This is a genomic window from Streptomyces sp. NPDC033845 (assembly GCF_055576225.1).
Genome location: NZ_JBVIRI010000011.1, coordinates 288,906 through 305,219, shown reverse-complemented (window position 1 = coordinate 305,219; position 16,314 = coordinate 288,906). Strand labels below are relative to the sequence as shown.

Here is a 16,314-nt window from a genome sequence, read left to right as displayed (position 1 = left end):
TACTGCAGGGGGGACCCTGTGGGAGAGTAGGACGCCGCCGAACAATCATTGTGGGGAAGCCCCGCACCTTAAATGGTGCGGGGCTTTTCTGCGTTTACGGCCAGATTCGCAGGCAGGCTGAACGGGTGATCAGAGGGGCTCGGAGTGCATGATGGGGCCCATCGGGGGGAGCCGTGAAGTACGACCATGGCGGGACGCGGTACTCGGAGAGGACGGCCAGCATGACCAGCACGGGATCCCACGGCGATGACGTCTACCAGCCGAGCGACACGGACGACCCCGCCGAAGTACAGCCGGACATGGAGAACGCCCTCGACGAGCCCGGACTCGACGACAGCCTCGACACCGGCTACTCGCCGCCCGAGCGGCCGTACGCCGTGGAGGACCATGGCACCACGGCCTCCGAACAGCACACCGGAGAGACTCTCGACGGGCGGCTCGCCCGCGAGATCCCCGACCCCGACGTCAACGAAGAGGCCTGGGCCGAGTTCGCGGACGAGACCGGAGAGCCCGTCCAGACCGGATCGGTCCGGGCGGGCCGGCTCGCCCCCACCGAGGACGGAGGACTCGGACACGCCATCTCCGTCCGCGCCCATGACGTGGGAGTGAACGGGGGCGCGGCCTCCGCCGAGGAAGCCGCCATGCACCTCATCGAGGACGAGGACACCGAAAGAGCCGAATAGCCGAACAGGGCTCACCGGCTCACCGCAGGGCGTCGGCCAGCAGCTCCAGGGCCAGATCGGCGGCAGCGCCGGCGGCCGCCGGATCGCCCTCCGCCTCGGCCCGGCGTGCCAGGGCGACCGCGGAACGGACCAGCTCGGCCACGTCCCGGGGCAGCGCGTTGGATGCCAGGGAGACCTCCGCACGCCGGAGGTTCTCGGCGATCGCATCGCCGGTCACGGTCTCCTCGCCGGTGACGGTCGCATCGCTCATATCGGAGGGTCCTTTCCGGGAAATGACGTCGGTACCTCCCGCGTCTGCCCTCTCCGGCGTCCGCAAACCCGCCGGACGTGCGGGTCCGGCCCGCCATGGCATGCTCAAGAGATGGACGGCGAAGCCGCGCCCGCCGCCGAGGGCCCGGCCCCCGAGGTGCTGGCGCTCGCCAAGGTGGTGGCCAGGCTGCGATCCGAGATCGCGGACCTGGAGGGCCTCGCCGCGACCACCGCCGTGGTCGAGCGGGCCAAGGGAGCGCTGATGGCCCAGGCCGGGGTCCCGGCCGACACCGCGTACGCCATGCTGCGCGACACGGCCGCCGAGCGGGGCCGCACCCTGCTGGAGGAATGCTGGATCACCCTGGGCCGGCTGCGTACCCGCTCAGGCCTCCATTCCGGGACGGGCCCGGACGGCCAGGCCGGCGCACCGCCCGCACCGGGGGAGACCGCGGCACCCGGGGCCACCGGGCCGGACACCTCCGTGTTCAGCCGGGAGCGCTACCTCACCGGCCTCGGCCGCGGCGGCGACGCCGGACTGAGGTCCCTGCTGGCCCGGCTCGCCGACGGCCTCACCGCCGTCCACGGCGGTGACGACATCGCCGGGCTGCTGCGGAACGTCCTCGGACCCACCGCCGGTGTGGACGCGGTGCTCATCTACTCGCTCACCCCCGCCGGAAGCCTGGAACTCACCGGCGGTTCCGGGATCGACCAGGCGTTCGCCGCACAGTGGCGGCACATTCCGCCGCTCAGCGGGGTCGCCGCACTGGAGGCCATCGCCGGCCGCCGGGCCCTGTGGCTGGAGGACCCGGTCCACGACGCCCGCCGCTACCTCCTGGTCGGCGACCCGCCCGGCCGCTGGTGGCCCACCCGCGCCTGGCTGCCCGTACCGGGCGAAGGGGCGCCGACGGCGGCCATCGGGTTCCTGCGGACCGACAGCGGTCCGTTCCCGGCCGATATCCGGGCCCTGCTGCGGAGGGCCGCCCGGCTGTGCGCCGGCCCGCTGGGGGCGGCCCCCGGACCCGCCCCGGACCCGCCCGTACCGGACCGGTCCGTGACCGAACCGGCGGTCCGGGCCGTCCAGCGGATCCTGGACGCGGTGGCCGGGCCCGCCATCCTGCTCACCCCGCTGCGGTCGGAGACCGGCGAGGTGGAGGACTACCGGATCGACGCCGCCGCACCCGAATCGGTGGACGTGGCCGGGCGGCGCGGCAAGGAACTGGTCGGCCGCCGGATCCTGGAGACCTATCCGACCGTGGCCGGCACGGCCCTGTGGGAGGGGTACCTGGAGACGCTCACCACCGGAACGGTCCACGAGGGCGAGCCCTTCACCTACGAGGAGGTCGGCGCCGGGGTGCCGCGCCGGTCCGTGTACTCGGTCCGGGCCGCCCGGCTGGACGACCGCCTCGTGGTGTCCTGGATCCGCCACGACACCAGCGAACGAGAGACCCGCAGGCTCGCGGACCTGCAACGGCTCGGAAACCTGGGGTGGTCCTCCTGGAACCTGGTCACCGACACCGTCACCTGGTCCGACCAGGTCTACGCCGTCTTCGACCGCGACCCCGCCGAAGGCCCCCTGACCCTCGACGAGCTGCCCCGGCACCTGCTCCCCGAGGACCTGCCGGAACTCGGCGCGGCCGTCCGGCGGCTGCTGGGGGACGGCGAGGGCATCGACCAGCCGTTCCGGATCACCACCGCGCGCGGGATCCGGCACCTGCGGATCGTCGCCGAGGCACAGACCGACGCCGACGGCACCCCGGTCGAGGTGCACGGCTTCCTCCAGGACCTCACGGCCCAGCGCGGCGTCGAACTGGCGCTGCGGGAGAGCGAGCGCGCCGTCCTCGTCCAGCGCGGCATGCTCCAGGCCGAGCGGTCCCTCGCCGCCAGCCTCCAGGAGACGCTGCTGCCCATCCCCCAGCAGTCCCTGGAACTCGCCGGGCTGTGCGTGGACGTGGCCTACCTGCCCGCCGACAGCGGGGTCAACGTCGGCGGGGACTGGTACAGCGCCATCGAACTGTCCGACGGGAACGCCCTGTTCGTGGTCGGGGACGTGGCCGGGCACGGGCTGCCGGCGGTGGGCACCATGGCCCAGCTGCGGTTCACCACCAAGGGCATGACCGAGACCGGTTCCCCGCTCCCGGACGTGCTGCGCCGCCTCAACACCCTCCTGTTGAACAGTGCCTCGGAGCCCTCGGGAGGTGCGGGCGGCAGTGCCACCGCCACCATGGTGGTGGCCCGCTACGAGCCCGCGGAACGGCGGCTGGTCTGGGTACGGGCCGGTCATCTGCCGCCGCTCCTCATCCGGGCCGGCCAGGCGAACTTCCTGGCCCAGCCGGAGGGCGCCCTGCTGGGGGCCGCTCCCGACGTCGCCTACGCGCAGGCCGTTCTCACCCTCCAGCCCGACGACCATCTGCTGCTCTACACCGACGGGCTGGTGGAGGCTCCCGGCGAGGACATCGGGGACGGACTGGACCGGTTGGCCGCGACGGCCCTGCGGCTGCTGGCCGAGGGCCGCGAGGAGACCCTGGCCCGGACCCTGGCCGCGCTGTGCCCGGGCCGCCGGGACGACATCTGCGTCCTGGACATCCATGTCCCGGCGGAGGGGTTCTGACAGAGGTTCCCCGGGTTGTCGCCCGGGCCCTCGGCTCAGAGCAGCCAGAGGAGTCGGGGGAACCTGGTCAGCCGGGCGGGGAGCGTTCCGGTACGGGCGGCCCGCAGGGCCTCCGGGGAGACCGGGGGAGGGGGAAGGGTGTCGACCTCCGCCCAGACGCACTTGCCGTCCGCCAGGGGCGCGGAGCCCCACCGCCGGGCCAGCCGCGCCACTATCAGCAGCCCGTGCCCGCCGGCCCGGGCGGGCACGGGCGGGTCCGCGGGCTCGGGCCGTACCGTGCTCGCGTCGGTCACCTCGATGCGCAGGGTGTCCCGGGTGCGGCGCAACAGCAGGGAGGTCGGCCCGCCCGCGTGCAGACAGGCGTTGGAGACCAGTTCCGAGACCAGGAGCAGGACGTCGTCGGCGGCATCCGAGTCGGTGCGCCACTGCCAGTCGGCGAGGGCCGCCCTGGTGAAATCACGGCACCGGCCGACGGCGTTGGCCGCGCCGTGCAGCATGATCAAGCGGTCACCCGCGGCCGGCATGCCGTACCCCTCTCACGAAGGATTCACGAAGGTCCCTCTCCGGACATCTGCGCGCCTACCCCGTGGTACCCCGCCAAACCCATCCGTCGCGTCGGGTTCCGTGGGCCCGGAAGGTGCGGCGGAGGTGGTGGCGGCCAGGGCGAGGAGCCGTTCCACGGAGCGGGAGCGGGCCGTGTGCCGCAGCCGGCGGCCCTCGCGCGGCCACCAGTCGAGGAGGGCCAGCAGGGCGGAGTCGCAGAAGGTGACCCGGGAGGTGTCGAGCACCAGTCCCTTGCAGCCCTCGGCGGCGGCCCGGGCGAGGAGGGCGCGCAGCGGGGCGGCCGTCCACAGGTCGATCTCCCCGGTGAGGTGCAGGACCAGGGTGGTGCCGAGGGTGGCGCGGGAGTGGAGGACTATGGCGCAGGGCGCGGCGTCCGCGCCCTGGTCGTGCGGGGTGGGGCCGGCTCCGGTGGGGAGGGCGGCGGGCAGTATCGGGGCGGTGGTCGGGTTGTTCACGTGCTGATCAACGGCGCGGGCCCCGGGGCGGGAAACGGGCGGTGGGGTGTTTCACCCCATGTGAGTCATTCCTGCTCCTCCATCCTGATGGCGGATTCCAGGGTCTCGTGGGCCTGGCCGCTCTTGCCGCCCCGGCCTTCCTGCTGTTCCAGGAGGGCGGCGGCGATGGCGTCCAGCTTGCGCTGGATGGCGTGCTCCGCCCGCCGCTCGGAGTTCTTCAGCAGGGCCAGCAGCAGCAGGGACACGGCGGCGACCGCGTCGCCCGCCAGATGCTGCCACTCCATGGACAGGTGGAAGACGTGGACCAGGACCAGGGCGGCCACCAGGGCCAGGCAGAACAGGGAGAACGCGGCGGAGGCGGTGAAGTTGGAGGCCAGCTCGGCGAGCTTCTCGAAGCGTCCGGGCCGGCCCTTCTCGTCGCTCCGCTCGGCGGGATGCTGGAAGGCCATGCGGTGCGACTGCCCACCCGGGGGCGACGGCATACGTCCGGGCCTCAGCGGGTCAGATCGGAAACCGACCCGATAGGAACGGATATTCGGGGTAGACGCGGCTCGACGCACCACGGCGGTCCGTCCCGGGCCGCCGTACTCCGGTAACGGGAACGAGGAACACCATGATTCTCATCGGACTGATTCTTCTGCTCATAGGATTCCTGACGGGGATCTCCATCCTGTGGACCCTCGGAATCATCCTGCTCGTGGTGGGCGCCGTGCTGTGGATCCTCGGATCCGTCGGGCACGCGGTCGGGGGCCGCCGCCACTATTGGTGACCCTGCCCGTACTCCGCGCACCTGTGTCGGGGCCGCCCTCGGGCGGCCCCGAAGGCTGTCAGGGGGTCGCCCGGACCACGACCAGGGACCCCTCGTACGCGGGCAGGGTGCGCAGCCCCCCGAACCGCTCGTCCCAGGCACCCGAGCCGAGATCGCGGCGCAGGGTCCGGTCGAAGCGCTCGCGGACGGTGTCGTCCACGAAGCTCCACGCGGAGCAGGCCTGGCGGGCGGCCGGGTCCAGGAGCATCTCGGGACGACCGTAGTAGGCCTCGTTGAAGCCGTCGGTGCAGTCCAGCGGGATGGGTACGGGCCGGACGTCGCCCGTGCCGCCCAGCACGGCGGTGATCTCCTCGACCGGCGGGTAGCGGCGGGCCTCGGTGTCCAGCACCTCCGGCGCGTACTCGTACAGCCAGAAGTCGCGGACCCGGGCCGGATCGCAGGTCAGGACCACGACCGGGCCCCGGGTCACCCGCCGCATCTCCCGCAGTCCGGCCGCGACGTCGGTCCACTGGTGGACGCTGAACAGGGTCATCGCCCCGTCGAACTCGTCGTCGGCGAAGGGCAGGTCCTCGGCCACCGCGTCCACGGCCGGGGCCAGCCGGGCGGGCCGCTGGGCGCGCATCGACTCCGAGGGCTCCACGGCCGTCACCGAGCGGGCCGCGCTCTCGTACGAACCGGCGCCGGCCCCGACGTTGAGCACGGTCCGGGCGCCGGACAGGGCCTCGGCGATGGCCAGGGCGACCCGGGAGTCCGGTCGGCGGAAGGCGGAGTAGCCGGAGCCGATGCTGCCGTAGTCGACGTCGCCGGCGCTGCCGTCGTGGGTGCGTGCGGTCATGTTCCCTGCCTCACCTCGGTCGTGGCCCTTTCGTGATCATAGGCAGCCGCGGACGGGCTCCGCGAAGTGCGATCGCACGATCTTGTGCGGGCCGCACCGGATCATCGTCCACGGTGGGGCGAACGGCTGAAAAGCGCCGGTGTCCGAGTGGTGTGCGAGTGCGGCTCGGCGCTGGCTTTGGCGGGGCTTCGGCGCGGTGCCGGAAGCTCCTTGGATGTCGACGTACGCACTGCGCTGCCTCCAGGGACTGGGCCGATGGCTCATGGCCGCCGGCGGGATGTGGATCCCGCCGCCTCCGCCGCCCCCGCCGCCGACCGCCCCGCCGGCCCTGTGGGGGCCGCCGCCGGGGCATCCCGAGCGGCTGTGCCCGGCGCCCCTGACCGAACTCGAACGCGCCCTCCGCGGCGAACTCCCGGGCTGGCCCACCTGACGGCCCGACACCACGGCCTCCGCTTCTCCCGTATGGCGGAAACCACCATTGCGGGAACCCCGGATCGGATGATCCACCACACCTGACGCACGACCGGAATCAATCCCTCCTGTCCCGCGAGAGAATCCCGGCCGAACGTGAGCAGTGACGGGATCCGACAGGAAATCAGGGGAACGCACCCGTGGGACGAAGGACTTACGGCGCGGCAGCCGCCGCGGCCGCGCTCGGCTTGTTGATACCGCTGACCGGATGCGGTGGTTCCGGGGGAGGGGCGGGCGGCGGCGGGACGCTCCGGCTGGTGGCCGCCGAGTACGGGGACACCCCGGACCGCAGCGCCAAGGCGTACTGGGACAAGGTGACGGAGGCCTTCACCGAGGCCCACCCCGGCACCCGTGTCGAGGTCCGGCTGCTGCCGTGGTCGGACATCGACCGCGAGGTGTCCCGGATGGTCGCGGCCGAGGACGCCCCCGACCTGGCCCTGATGGGCTCGTACTCGGACTTCGCCGCCCAGGGCGAGCTGTACGCCGCCGACGAACTCCTCACCGTCCGGGCCGAGGCCAACTTCCTCCAGCCCCTCGCCGAGGCCGGCACCGTCGACAACCGCCTCTACGGCATGCCCTTCGTGGCGAGCACTCGACTGCTCTTCTACAACAAGGAGCTCTTCGCCGAGGCCGGGATCGAGGAGGCCCCGGAGACCTGGTCCGAGCTCAGGGCCGCCGCCAAGGCGCTCAAGCGGGACGGGGTCGCCTATCCCTACGCCCTGCCGCTGGGCCCGGAGGAGGCCCATGCCGAGGCGATGATCTGGCAGTTGAGCAACGGCGGCGGATACGTGGACGGCAGCGGCAACTACAGCCTGGCCTCCGAGGCCAATGTGCAGACCTGGCGCTGGGTGAAGAAGAACCTGGTCGAGGCGGGCCTGGTCGGACCCACCCCGCCGGCCCGCCTCGACCGGGCGGACGCCTTCGCGGCCTTCCTGCGCGGGGAGGTCGGCATGCTCAACGGCTACCCCTCGCTCGCCCACGAGGCCGCCGCCAAGGGCATCGAGGTCGGGGCGGTCTCCATGCCCGTGTCCGACGGGCTGCGCTCCGGGCAGGCCCCGCCGACCGTGGGGGTGGCCGACTGGATGGTGGCCTTCCGGCAGCACGGCAGACAGGCCGAGATCGGCGCCTTCCTGGACTTCCTCTACCAGGACAAGAACCTCTCCGAGTTCGCCGGCCGCTACCACCTCCTGCCGTCGACCGTCACCGCCGCCCGGACCCCGGCCGGCGGCGGCCTCAGCCGGACCGACGAGGAGTTCCTGGTCGCGCTGCGCACCGCACGGCTCTACCCGGTGAACGAGCCCTCCTGGATGACGGTCAGCGACACCCTCAAGCGCACCATCGGGCGGGCCGTGGAGCCCGGCGGGGATCCGAAGGCGGTCCTGGAGTCCCTCGCCGCCCGGGCGGCCACCGCGACCGCCGCCCGCCGGAACTGACGGTCCGACGGGTTTCGGCCCCCCGCAACCAGCCCCTGACCGGAAGGAATCCGACACCCGGCGATATCGATACGGACAAGAGGGTTCCCCAACCGATCAACAAGTCACTTATAGTGACCTCTCGTTCAGCCTTGGAATTGTCACCTCCCTTTGCGCCCGTACTGAGAGTCTGGTTGATGTCGGCGTCGCCCACCCCCTTCCGCCCCTCCGCGATCGCCCTGCTGCTGACCGCGGCCGGTGGCGGCACGCTCGCCACGGCGGCGGTGGCCGCCGCCCCCACCGAAGTACAGCTGCCGCTCGGCTGGTTCGCCGGCTTCGGCGTGATGCTGCTGGCCGCCGCCGCGTTCGCGGTGACCTGGTACGGCCGCACCTCCCGCACCCACCGGGCCCGCGCGGACGCGCTGGCCGGGGAACTCGCCGCCCGCGAGGCCTATCTCGCCCGGGTCACCGGGGACGCGGTCCGGGAGTCCGCGGCCCGGCAGGAGCGGCACGCCGCGGAGACCGCCGCGCTGGAGACCGCCCGCGCCGAGGCCGTCGAGCGCCTCACCGGCGAGCACGCCGAACAGGTCGCCGAACTCCGCCGGGCCGGCACGGCGGAGGTGACCGCGATGAACTCGGCACTGCGCCGGGCCGAGTCCGGCCGGGCCGCCGCCCTGGCCGCCGCCGCCAACGCGGCCGGCCGGATGCAGGCACTGGCCACCAGCATGCTCGCCGACCTGCGCGAGATGGAGCACCGGCACGCGGACGAGGACGTCCTCGCCGACCTGCTGCACCTGGACCACCGGACCGCCCAGGCCGGCCGGCTCGCCGACTCGGTGGCCGTGCTCTCCGGCGCCCGGTCCGGCCGGCGCTGGGCGCGCCCGATCGTGATGGAGTCCGTGCTGCGCGGGGCGATGGGCCGGATCGGCGGCTACCAGCGCGTCCGGCTGCACTCCACCAGCGACGCGGCGGTGGCCGGCCACGCGGCCGAGGGGGTCATGCACGCCCTCGCCGAACTCATGGACAACGCGGCGAACTTCTCCCCGCCGTCCGCCGAGGTCCACGTGTACGTGGAGGAGGTCCCGGCCGGGGTCATCGTCACGGTCGAGGACAGCGGACTGGTGATGAGCGAGGTGCAGCAGCGGCGCGCCGAGGCGGCCGTCGGCACGGACCCGCAGGACCTCTCCGGACTGTCCGGCACCCGGCTGGGCCTCGCGGTCGTCGGCCGGCTGGCCCGCAAGTACGGGCTCACGGTGTCCTTCCGGCCGTCCGCGCGGGGCGGCACCGGCGCGCTGATGCTGATCCCCCAGGAACTGATCAGCCGTACGCCGGGGGTCACCCCGCAGGCCCCGGCCGCCGTACTGCCGCCCGACGCCGTCCCGGCGGCTCCGGCCGCCCCGGTCGTCCCGGCGGTGCCCGCGCCGGGCGAGGCGCCCGGCCCGCTGCCCTCCCGGACCCGGACCGGCGCCCCGGCGCCGGGCGGGGCCGCCACCCCCGGGACCGGCGTACCGGCAGCGTCCGGCGCACCGGCCGTCTCCGGTGCGAGCGAGGCGCCCGGGGTGCTCGACGGGGAGCCGGAGGCCGTGCACGACGGGCCCGCCGACGCCCACCGGGCGGGGCGCCCCGAGTCGGGCGCCGACCACGGCGAGGAACGGCCGGCCGAGCACTCCGGGGAGTACCCGGTGCTGGGCGAGAGCGGACTGCCCAAGCGCCGCCGCGGCCGCACCATGGCCGCCGCGCACCCGGACGGCCCGGAGGCCGCCGCGGCGGCCAGCCGCCCGCGCCCCGGTGCCGCCGCCGGCTCCGCCGCCCGCTTCGGCAGCTTCCGGCAGGCCGTCCGCGGCACCGGCGCCCCCGCCGCCGCGGCCCCCGGATCCGCCGCCTCCGACGGGACCTCCGCCGCACCGGACGCCCCCGCCCCCGCCGTCCCGAGCCCGGACGCCCGGGTCGCCGCCGCGCCCCCGGCGCCGGACGCCGACGTCCCCGAACCGTCCGCCCCCCGGGCCGGTGAGCCGAGCGAGTTCCCCCTCGCGCCGCCGTCCCCGAACCCCCCGCACCCGGAAGGCAGTACGCAATGACCGGCACCACCACCGACGAGACGCTCAGCTGGCTCCTGGACAAGCTCCTGGAGCGGACCCCGGGCGCCCGGCACGCCCTGGTCCTGTCCCGGGACGGGCTCAAGCTGTGCCGCACCCCGGGTCTCACCGTCGACCAGGCCGACCAGCTGGCCGCCATCGCCGCGGGCATCCAGAGCCTGTCGCACGGCGCCTCCGTGGAGTTCGGCGACGGCACCGGCGGAGTCCGGTCCGCGATGGCCGAGTTCTACGGCGGCATCCTCTTCATCGTGGAGGCGGGGGAGGGCGCCCACCTGGCCCTGGTCGCCGACGAGGAGGCGGACGCCGGCCTGGTCGGGCACACCATGGCCGAGCTGGTGGAACAGCTGGGCGAGCACCTGGTCGCGAGGCCCCGGGGATGAGCCGCGGCAGGCCGGGACGGGACGACTCCCCGGACCGGCTCTACACCCTCACCGGCGGCCGCAGCAGCTCCGGTTCCGACGCCTTCGACCTGGTCACCCTGATCGTCACCGAGTCCGACCCGGTGCCCGGGATGCAGTCCGAGCACGCCGAGATCCTGCGCATGTGCCGGTTCCCGACGGCCGTCGTGGAGGTCGCCGCCGAACTCGGCCTGCCGGTCTCCATCGTCCGCATCCTGCTGGCCGACCTGCACGCGACCGGACGGATCAGCGCCCGCCACCCGCGGACCTCCACCGCCTACAGCCTTCCCGACCTCGACATCCTGGAGCAGGTGCTCGTTGGACTCCGCAACCTCTGAACGGCCCACGGAAGGGCGCTCGTCCCTGAGCAGCACCGCCGACAACGGTCTGAAGATCGTCATCGTGGGCGGTTTCGGAGTCGGCAAGACCACCATGGTCCGCTCGGTCAGCGAGATCCGTCCGCTGAACACCGAGGAGACCATGACCCAGGCCGGTGCGGCCGTCGACCACACCGACGGGGTCGCCGGCAAGGTCACCACCACCGTGGCCTTCGACTTCGGCCGGATCTCCCTGGACGCGCACAACGTCCTCTACCTGTTCGGGGCGCCCGGCCAGGAGCGGTTCTGGTTCCTGTGGGACCGGCTGTTCTCCGGCACCCTCGGCGCGGTGGTCCTCCTCGACACCCGCCGGCTCGCCGACTCCTGGTACGCCATCGACCGGCTGGAACACCACGGCACCCCCTTCGTGGTCGCCTGCAACGACTTCGGCGGACCGGCCCACACCCCCGCCCAGATCCGCGAGGCCCTCGACCTCGCCGACGAGGTCCCCCTGGTGTTCTGCGACGCCCGGTCCCGGGAGTCCAGCAAGCAGGTCCTCATCTCCCTCGTCGAACACCTGCGGACCATCACCGCCGCACAGAAGACCCCGGAGCCCGCCCCGTGACCACCCCAGACCCGCAGCCCGTCCCGCTGAGCGGCCCCCGGTTCCAGACCGACCCGACCGCCCTGTACCGGCAGATGCGCCGGGACCACGGGCCCGTCGCCCCGGTCGTGCTGGACGGGGACATCCCGGCCTGGCTGGTGCTTGGCTACCGGGAACTGCACCAGGTCACCAGCGACCCGGTGCTGTTCTCCCGGGACTCCGACCTGTGGAACCAGTGGGACGCCGTCCCGGAGGACTGGCCGCTGCTGCCGATGATCGGCCGCAAGCAGCCGTCCATCCTCTACACCGTCGGCGAACGCCACCGGGACCGGGCGGCCGTGCTCTCCGGCGCGCTGGAGGCCATCGACCCCTTCACCCTCCGGGACCGGGCCGAGCGGTTCGCCGACGAACTGATCGACGGCCTGTGCGGGAAGGGCTCCTGCGACATCGTCGCCGAGTACGCGATGCTGCTGCCGCTCCGCGTCCTCGCCAGCATCTTCGGCTTCCCCGACGAGCAGGGCCCCGGCCTGGTCGTCGCCATGAACGACATGATCAACGGTCAGGAGGGCGCCCTGGAGGGCCAGGCGCACCTCGGCGGCGCCATGTTCGCGCTGCTCACCGCCAAGGCGGCGGACCCTGGCGAGGACGTGGTCTCCCGGATGCTGGGCAACGACGCGGGGTTCACCCCCGAGGAGGTCGCCCAGGACCTGATGGTGATGATGGCGGCGGGCCACCAGCCCACGGCCGACTGGATCGGCAACTCGCTGCGGCTGATGCTCACCGACGACCGGTTCGCCGCCTCCCTGGCGGGCGGCCGGCACAGCGTCGCCGAGGCCATGAACGAGGTCCTCTGGGAGGACACCCCCACCCAGAACGTGGCCGGTCGCTGGACCTCCCGGGACACCCGGCTCGGCGGGCGCAGCATCGCCGCCGGCGACCTGGTGCTGCTGGGCCTGGCCGCCGCCAACACCGACCCGCACGTCCGTACCGACGGCGGGGCGCTCACCGGAGGCAACAACGCCTTCTTCTCCTTCGGGCACGGGGACCACCGCTGCCCCTTCCCCGCCCAGGAGATCGCCGAGACCATCGCCCGCACCGGCATCGAGGTGCTCCTCGACCGGCTGCCGGACATGGACCTCGCGGTGCCGGCGGCGGAACTCGGCCGCCGCCCCTCCCCCTGGCTGCGCGGGCTGACCGCGCTCCCCGTCACGTACACCCCGACCCCCGCCCTTGGAGCCACCCGATGAGCTGCCCGTACGACCACACCGCCGCGCCGGCCGACGGGGCCGACCAGGCGCCGATCCTCCTCGACCCGTTCGTCACGGACCTCGACGGGGAGGGCGCCCGGCTGCGGGCGGCCGGACCGCTGGCCCGCGTGGTGCTGCCCGGCGGAGTCGCCTGCTGGGCCGTCACCCGGCACGCGGAGGCCCGCAAGCTGCTCACCGACCCCCGGCTGGTCAAGGACATCAACGCGTGGGGGGCCTGGCAGCGCGGCGAGATACCCCTGGACTGGCCGCTGATCGGCCTGGCCAACCCCGGCCGATCCATGCTCACCGTGGACGGCGAGGACCACCGGCGGCTGCGGACCCTGGTCGCGCAGGCGCTGACCGCCCGCCGGGTGGAGCGGCTCCGGGCCGGGATCGAGGAGCTGACCGGGGGCATGCTGGACCGGCTGGCCGCCCGCCCGGCCGGGGAGACGGTCGACCTGAAGGCGGAGTTCGCCTACCCGCTGCCGATGAACGTCATCAGCGAGCTGATGGGCGTGGACCCGGCGGACCTGCCCCGGCTCAAGGCCCTGTTCGAGAAGTTCTTCTCCACCCAGACCCCGCCGGAGGAGGTGCCGCAGATGATGGTGGACCTCGGCACCCTGTTCGCCGGGATCGTGGAGAGCCGCCGGGCCGAACCCGGGGACGACCTGACCAGCGCGCTGATCGCCGCCTCCGAGGACGGCGACCACCTGACCACCGAGGAGATCACCAACACCCTCCAGCTGATGGTCGCGGCCGGCCACGAGACCACCATCAGCCTGATCGTGAACGCGGTGGTCGCCCTGGAGACCCACCCGGAGCAGCGCGCCCTGGTCCTCAAGGGCGAGGTGCCGTGGGAGAACGTGATCGAGGAGACCCTGCGCTGGTCCACCCCGACCTCGCACGTGCTGATCCGGTTCGCCGCCGAGGACATCGAGGTGGGCGACCGGGTGCTCGCCAAGGGCGAGGGCCTGATCGTGTCCTTCGGCGCGATCGGCCGGGACGAGGAGCAGCACGGCGCGACGGCCGGCGAGTTCGACGTCACCCGCACCCCGAACCGGCACATCTCCTTCGGCCACGGCCCGCACGTCTGCCCGGGCGCGGCGCTGTCCCGACTGGAGGCCGGGGTGGCTCTGCCGGCCCTCTACGCCCGGTTCCCCGAGCTGCGGCTGGCGGTTCCCCGGGAGGAGCTCCGCAACAAGCCGGTGGTCACCCAGAACGACCTGTTCGACCTGCCGGTCGTGCTGGCCTGACGGGCTCAGCGGCGGGCTTCCGCCGCCTTCGGCCGTACCGTGCGCCCCGTATCCGCAGCAGCGGGTACGGGGCGCACGGCGTTGCGGACCGCGGCCCGGCAGCCGACGCAGTGCGGATGTCCGGCGCGGGCGCCGGTGTCGCGGACCCGCCAGTCCCACTGGTCCTCTGGGCGGGGGCCGGACGGCTTGCCCCAGCCGGCCAGGTGCAGGGCCCATGTGGCGGCCAGGGCGAGGACCGCCAGCAGGGCGCCGAGTCCGATCGCGGTGGCCGAGTCCAGACAGATTCCGGCTCCGGCGACGGCCGAGGCCGCTATCCCCAGGGCGGTTCCGGTCCAGCCGGCCACCGTGTGGCCGAGATCGACATGGCCGTGGGCGCTCATGGATGCTCCTGTTCGGGGGCGGGGCAGGCAGGATGAAGGCTCGGAGCGGGATCTTTTATCTCGCGAGCTAAGTAACTTAGATGCTAAGGAGTTCTTGGGTGCAGGGCAAGACGGGGAAGGGCGGGCCGAGGGAGGGCGGGCCAGGGGAGGACGGGCCGGGGGAGGGCGGGTCGAGGGAGGGCGGGTCGAGGAAGGGGCGCCCGCCGGCCACGGCGGGGGAGGCGATCCGGCGGATGGACGCGTACGTCGCCCTCGGCCTCATCGGGCAGCAGGAGGTCGCGCAGGCCCTCGGCCTGAACGTCACCGACCTCACCTGCCTGGGCCATGTGCTCGGCGCCGGGGCGGAACCGCTGACCGCCGGGGACCTGGCCGAGCTGGCCAACCTCACCACCGGGGCGGTCACCGGGGTGCTCAACCGCCTGGAGAAGGCCGGCTACGCCCGCCGCGCACCCGACCCGGCCGACCGGCGCCGGGTCCGGGTGGTCGCCGACCCGGCCGCCGCCGTCCGGCTCTTCGAGCTCTACCAGCCCTTCTACACCCGGCTGGAGGAGGTGTTCGCCCGCTACACCCCGGAGGAGGTCGCGGTCATCGCCGACTGGTTCGGCCATGCCGCCGGCGCGGCCCGCGCCCACCTGGACGCCCTCCGGGCCGGCGGCCTGGACTGAGGTCCCCCTCGGGGCGCTGGGTACTCCCGCGTCCGGCTGCTACGCCGAGGGGCGCCCGGCCGGGGTGGGGCCGGTCTGCGCGGTCTGCGTCGTGGGCTGGTCGACGTACTGGTCGGCGTACTCGCCGGTGGCGGGGATGACGGTGATCACGTCGATCAGGACCCCGTCGGGGGCCGCCACGATGAAGTGCCGCTGGCCGAACTCCTCGGTGCGCAGCGGCAGCAGCTCGGCGAGCCCGGCTCCGGCGACCAGTCGCCGGTGCTCGGCGTCCACGTCCCCGACCTCGAAGTTCAGCAGCAGCCCGCCGCTGACCGGGGTCCGGTGGCCGGCCGGGATCGTGGGGTGGGTGTGGTCCAGCAGGGCCAGCTCGTACTGCGGGGCGTCCGGGCGGCGCAGGCTGACGTACCAGTCGGCCTCGAAGGTGGTCTCGAAACCGAAGTGGCGGGTGTAGAAGTCCCGGGACGCGGCCACGTCGCGGGTGGCGATGACCGGATAGAAGCCCGTGAGGGTGGTCTGGCTGCTCGACATGGCTCTGCGCTCCTTCGATCACTCACATACCCTGGGTATGTGTAACTATCGCTAGCATACCCCGGGTATGCGAAACCGGAAGGGCGGTACGAGGACATGGCAGTGAGCCGGGCCGAACAGCGGGCGGCGACCCGCCGGGCGCTGCTGGACGAAGGGCGCCGGCGGTTCGCCGCCGACGGCTACCACGAGGTGGTGCTCGCGGACGTGGCCCGGGCCGCCGGAGTCACCAAGGGCGCCGCCTACCACCACTTCGACAGCAAGGCCGGCCTGTTCCGGGCCGTGGTGGCCGAGGTGCAGGAGGAACTCGGGGAGCGGGTCGCCGCCTCCGCCGCCGGGCACGAGGACCTGTGGGAACAGCTCCGGGCCGGCTGCCGGGCCTTCCTCGCGGCCGCCGCCGACCCCTCCGTCCGGCGGATCCTGCTGGTCGACGCGCCCACCGTGCTGGGCTGGGAGGAATGGCGGGCCATGGACGAACGGTCCTCCGCCCGCCATCTCGCGGACGCGCTCACCGCGCTGATGGACGCCGGGCTGATCGCCGTACAGCCGGTGGCCCCGCTGACCAGGCTGCTGTCCGGGGCCATGAACGAGGCCGCCCTGTGGCTGGCGCGCGGCGGGGAACCGGCGGGCGCGGACAGCGGCGGCGATCAGGAGTACGGTCCCGGGGGCGCGGCGGGGGCCACCGGCCGGGCCTTGGACCGGCTGCTGTCGGGCCTGCGCGCCACCTCCGCCTGACCGCGCCCCCGGGTTCGGGCCGTGGCGGGTTCGGCCCGCGCTGCGTTC

General features: G+C 73.7%; 20 protein-coding genes. 13 read left to right on the top strand and 7 right to left on the bottom strand.

Annotation, left to right across the window (positions count from 1 at the left end; all coding sequences use genetic code 11):
- Positions 1-221: 221 nt before the first annotated feature.
- Positions 222-683 carry a DUF5709 domain-containing protein gene (locus tag ACZ50K_RS24365; RefSeq protein WP_468906649.1) on the top strand — a complete coding sequence of 154 codons (462 nt, stop codon included), beginning with the start codon at positions 222-224 and terminating at the stop codon, positions 681-683.
- Between the two features lie 19 nt (positions 684-702).
- Here ACZ50K_RS24365 and ACZ50K_RS24360 read toward each other — a convergent pair whose 3' ends face one another.
- Complete coding sequence (locus ACZ50K_RS24360) at positions 703-933, bottom strand: hypothetical protein (protein WP_468906647.1); 231 nt, start codon at positions 931-933, stop codon at positions 703-705.
- Positions 934-1,044: 111 nt separating this feature from the next.
- On the opposite strand from ACZ50K_RS24360, the gene ACZ50K_RS24355 reads away from it, so the two are divergent.
- Positions 1,045-3,540 (top strand): PP2C family protein-serine/threonine phosphatase, encoded by a 2,496-nt coding sequence (locus ACZ50K_RS24355; RefSeq protein ID WP_468906644.1) that lies wholly within the window; start codon positions 1,045-1,047, stop codon positions 3,538-3,540.
- A gap of 35 nt (positions 3,541-3,575) precedes the next feature.
- Here ACZ50K_RS24355 and ACZ50K_RS24350 read toward each other — a convergent pair whose 3' ends face one another.
- The 3 genes from ACZ50K_RS24350 to ACZ50K_RS24340 all read right to left on the bottom strand — a co-directional run bounded on the left by ACZ50K_RS24350 (position 3,576) and on the right by ACZ50K_RS24340 (position 5,008).
- On the bottom strand, positions 3,576-4,037 hold the full coding sequence (locus ACZ50K_RS24350; RefSeq protein ID WP_468906684.1) for an ATP-binding protein: 462 nt from the start codon (positions 4,035-4,037) through the stop codon (positions 3,576-3,578).
- 39 nt (positions 4,038-4,076) lie between these two features.
- Complete coding sequence (locus ACZ50K_RS24345; RefSeq protein ID WP_468906641.1) at positions 4,077-4,559, bottom strand: STAS domain-containing protein; 483 nt, start codon at positions 4,557-4,559, stop codon at positions 4,077-4,079.
- A gap of 65 nt (positions 4,560-4,624) precedes the next feature.
- Positions 4,625-5,008 (bottom strand): low affinity iron permease family protein, encoded by a 384-nt coding sequence (locus ACZ50K_RS24340; protein ID WP_468906639.1) that lies wholly within the window; start codon positions 5,006-5,008, stop codon positions 4,625-4,627.
- Positions 5,009-5,172: 164 nt separating this feature from the next.
- Between ACZ50K_RS24340 and ACZ50K_RS24335 the strand changes: the two genes are divergently transcribed.
- Positions 5,173-5,328 carry a DUF6131 family protein gene (locus tag ACZ50K_RS24335; protein WP_468906636.1) on the top strand — a complete coding sequence of 52 codons (156 nt, stop codon included), beginning with the start codon at positions 5,173-5,175 and terminating at the stop codon, positions 5,326-5,328.
- A 58-nt stretch (positions 5,329-5,386) separates the two neighbouring features.
- Here ACZ50K_RS24335 and ACZ50K_RS24330 read toward each other — a convergent pair whose 3' ends face one another.
- Complete coding sequence (locus tag ACZ50K_RS24330; RefSeq protein ID WP_468906634.1) at positions 5,387-6,163, bottom strand: class I SAM-dependent methyltransferase; 777 nt, start codon at positions 6,161-6,163, stop codon at positions 5,387-5,389.
- Between the two features lie 214 nt (positions 6,164-6,377).
- Between ACZ50K_RS24330 and ACZ50K_RS24325 the strand changes: the two genes are divergently transcribed.
- The 8 genes from ACZ50K_RS24325 (at position 6,378) to ACZ50K_RS24290 (ending at position 13,961) form a co-directional block, all read left to right on the top strand.
- The gene (locus ACZ50K_RS24325) at positions 6,378-6,593 is read left to right on the top strand and encodes a DUF6059 family protein (RefSeq protein ID WP_468906631.1); all 216 of its coding nucleotides are present in this window, start codon (positions 6,378-6,380) and stop codon (positions 6,591-6,593) included.
- Between the two features lie 181 nt (positions 6,594-6,774).
- Positions 6,775-8,067 (top strand): extracellular solute-binding protein, encoded by a 1,293-nt coding sequence (locus ACZ50K_RS24320; protein ID WP_468906629.1) that lies wholly within the window; start codon positions 6,775-6,777, stop codon positions 8,065-8,067.
- 176 nt (positions 8,068-8,243) lie between these two features.
- Complete coding sequence (locus ACZ50K_RS24315; protein WP_468906626.1) at positions 8,244-10,124, top strand: sensor histidine kinase; 1,881 nt, start codon at positions 8,244-8,246, stop codon at positions 10,122-10,124.
- The gene (locus ACZ50K_RS24310) at positions 10,121-10,522 is read left to right on the top strand and encodes a roadblock/LC7 domain-containing protein (protein ID WP_468906624.1); all 402 of its coding nucleotides are present in this window, start codon (positions 10,121-10,123) and stop codon (positions 10,520-10,522) included. Before ACZ50K_RS24315 ends, ACZ50K_RS24310 begins: the two co-directional genes overlap by 4 nt.
- The gene (locus ACZ50K_RS24305) at positions 10,519-10,878 is read left to right on the top strand and encodes a DUF742 domain-containing protein (RefSeq protein ID WP_468906621.1); all 360 of its coding nucleotides are present in this window, start codon (positions 10,519-10,521) and stop codon (positions 10,876-10,878) included. The genes ACZ50K_RS24310 and ACZ50K_RS24305 overlap by 4 nt, the downstream gene beginning before the upstream one ends.
- Positions 10,859-11,482 carry a GTP-binding protein gene (locus ACZ50K_RS24300; RefSeq protein ID WP_468906618.1) on the top strand — a complete coding sequence of 208 codons (624 nt, stop codon included), beginning with the start codon at positions 10,859-10,861 and terminating at the stop codon, positions 11,480-11,482. Before ACZ50K_RS24305 ends, ACZ50K_RS24300 begins: the two co-directional genes overlap by 20 nt.
- Positions 11,479-12,708: a cytochrome P450 gene (locus ACZ50K_RS24295; RefSeq protein ID WP_468906615.1), complete on the top strand. Its 1,230-nt coding sequence runs from the start codon at positions 11,479-11,481 to the stop codon at positions 12,706-12,708. The genes ACZ50K_RS24300 and ACZ50K_RS24295 overlap by 4 nt, the downstream gene beginning before the upstream one ends.
- The gene (locus tag ACZ50K_RS24290; protein WP_468906612.1) at positions 12,705-13,961 is read left to right on the top strand and encodes a cytochrome P450 family protein; all 1,257 of its coding nucleotides are present in this window, start codon (positions 12,705-12,707) and stop codon (positions 13,959-13,961) included. The genes ACZ50K_RS24295 and ACZ50K_RS24290 overlap by 4 nt, the downstream gene beginning before the upstream one ends.
- A gap of 5 nt (positions 13,962-13,966) precedes the next feature.
- Here the strand turns inward: ACZ50K_RS24290 and ACZ50K_RS24285 are convergent, their stop codons facing one another.
- Positions 13,967-14,341 carry an HGxxPAAW family protein gene (locus tag ACZ50K_RS24285; protein ID WP_468906609.1) on the bottom strand — a complete coding sequence of 125 codons (375 nt, stop codon included), beginning with the start codon at positions 14,339-14,341 and terminating at the stop codon, positions 13,967-13,969.
- A 233-nt stretch (positions 14,342-14,574) separates the two neighbouring features.
- Between ACZ50K_RS24285 and ACZ50K_RS24280 the strand changes: the two genes are divergently transcribed.
- Positions 14,575-15,006 carry a MarR family transcriptional regulator gene (locus tag ACZ50K_RS24280; protein WP_468906606.1) on the top strand — a complete coding sequence of 144 codons (432 nt, stop codon included), beginning with the start codon at positions 14,575-14,577 and terminating at the stop codon, positions 15,004-15,006.
- Positions 15,007-15,045: 39 nt separating this feature from the next.
- On the opposite strand, the gene ACZ50K_RS24275 is transcribed toward ACZ50K_RS24280, so the two are convergent.
- On the bottom strand, positions 15,046-15,534 hold the full coding sequence (locus ACZ50K_RS24275; protein WP_468906603.1) for a VOC family protein: 489 nt from the start codon (positions 15,532-15,534) through the stop codon (positions 15,046-15,048).
- A 96-nt stretch (positions 15,535-15,630) separates the two neighbouring features.
- On the opposite strand from ACZ50K_RS24275, the gene ACZ50K_RS24270 reads away from it, so the two are divergent.
- Entirely contained in the window at positions 15,631-16,266 is a 636-nt protein-coding gene (locus tag ACZ50K_RS24270) for a TetR/AcrR family transcriptional regulator (RefSeq protein ID WP_468906600.1), read from the top strand.
- Positions 16,267-16,314 lie beyond the last annotated feature (48 nt).

Excerpts from the sequence above, each read along its gene's own strand:
- ACZ50K_RS24365 (WP_468906649.1), top strand. The coding sequence starts at position 222 with ATGACCAGCACGGGATCCCACGGCGATGACGTCTACCAGCCGAGCGAC.
- ACZ50K_RS24360 (WP_468906647.1), bottom strand. The coding sequence starts at position 933 with ATGAGCGATGCGACCGTCACCGGCGAGGAGACCGTGACCGGCGATGCG.
- ACZ50K_RS24355 (WP_468906644.1), top strand. The coding sequence starts at position 1,045 with ATGGACGGCGAAGCCGCGCCCGCCGCCGAGGGCCCGGCCCCCGAGGTG.
- ACZ50K_RS24350 (WP_468906684.1), bottom strand. The coding sequence starts at position 4,037 with ATGCTGCACGGCGCGGCCAACGCCGTCGGCCGGTGCCGTGATTTCACC.
- ACZ50K_RS24340 (WP_468906639.1), bottom strand. The coding sequence starts at position 5,008 with ATGGCCTTCCAGCATCCCGCCGAGCGGAGCGACGAGAAGGGCCGGCCC.
- ACZ50K_RS24335 (WP_468906636.1), top strand. The coding sequence starts at position 5,173 with ATGATTCTCATCGGACTGATTCTTCTGCTCATAGGATTCCTGACGGGG.
- ACZ50K_RS24330 (WP_468906634.1), bottom strand. The coding sequence starts at position 6,163 with ATGACCGCACGCACCCACGACGGCAGCGCCGGCGACGTCGACTACGGC.
- ACZ50K_RS24325 (WP_468906631.1), top strand. The coding sequence starts at position 6,378 with ATGTCGACGTACGCACTGCGCTGCCTCCAGGGACTGGGCCGATGGCTC.
- ACZ50K_RS24315 (WP_468906626.1), top strand. The coding sequence starts at position 8,244 with ATGTCGGCGTCGCCCACCCCCTTCCGCCCCTCCGCGATCGCCCTGCTG.
- ACZ50K_RS24310 (WP_468906624.1), top strand. The coding sequence starts at position 10,121 with ATGACCGGCACCACCACCGACGAGACGCTCAGCTGGCTCCTGGACAAG.
- ACZ50K_RS24305 (WP_468906621.1), top strand. The coding sequence starts at position 10,519 with ATGAGCCGCGGCAGGCCGGGACGGGACGACTCCCCGGACCGGCTCTAC.
- ACZ50K_RS24290 (WP_468906612.1), top strand. The coding sequence starts at position 12,705 with ATGAGCTGCCCGTACGACCACACCGCCGCGCCGGCCGACGGGGCCGAC.
- ACZ50K_RS24285 (WP_468906609.1), bottom strand. The coding sequence starts at position 14,341 with ATGAGCGCCCACGGCCATGTCGATCTCGGCCACACGGTGGCCGGCTGG.
- ACZ50K_RS24280 (WP_468906606.1), top strand. The coding sequence starts at position 14,575 with ATGGACGCGTACGTCGCCCTCGGCCTCATCGGGCAGCAGGAGGTCGCG.
- ACZ50K_RS24275 (WP_468906603.1), bottom strand. The coding sequence starts at position 15,534 with ATGTCGAGCAGCCAGACCACCCTCACGGGCTTCTATCCGGTCATCGCC.
- ACZ50K_RS24270 (WP_468906600.1), top strand. The coding sequence starts at position 15,631 with ATGGCAGTGAGCCGGGCCGAACAGCGGGCGGCGACCCGCCGGGCGCTG.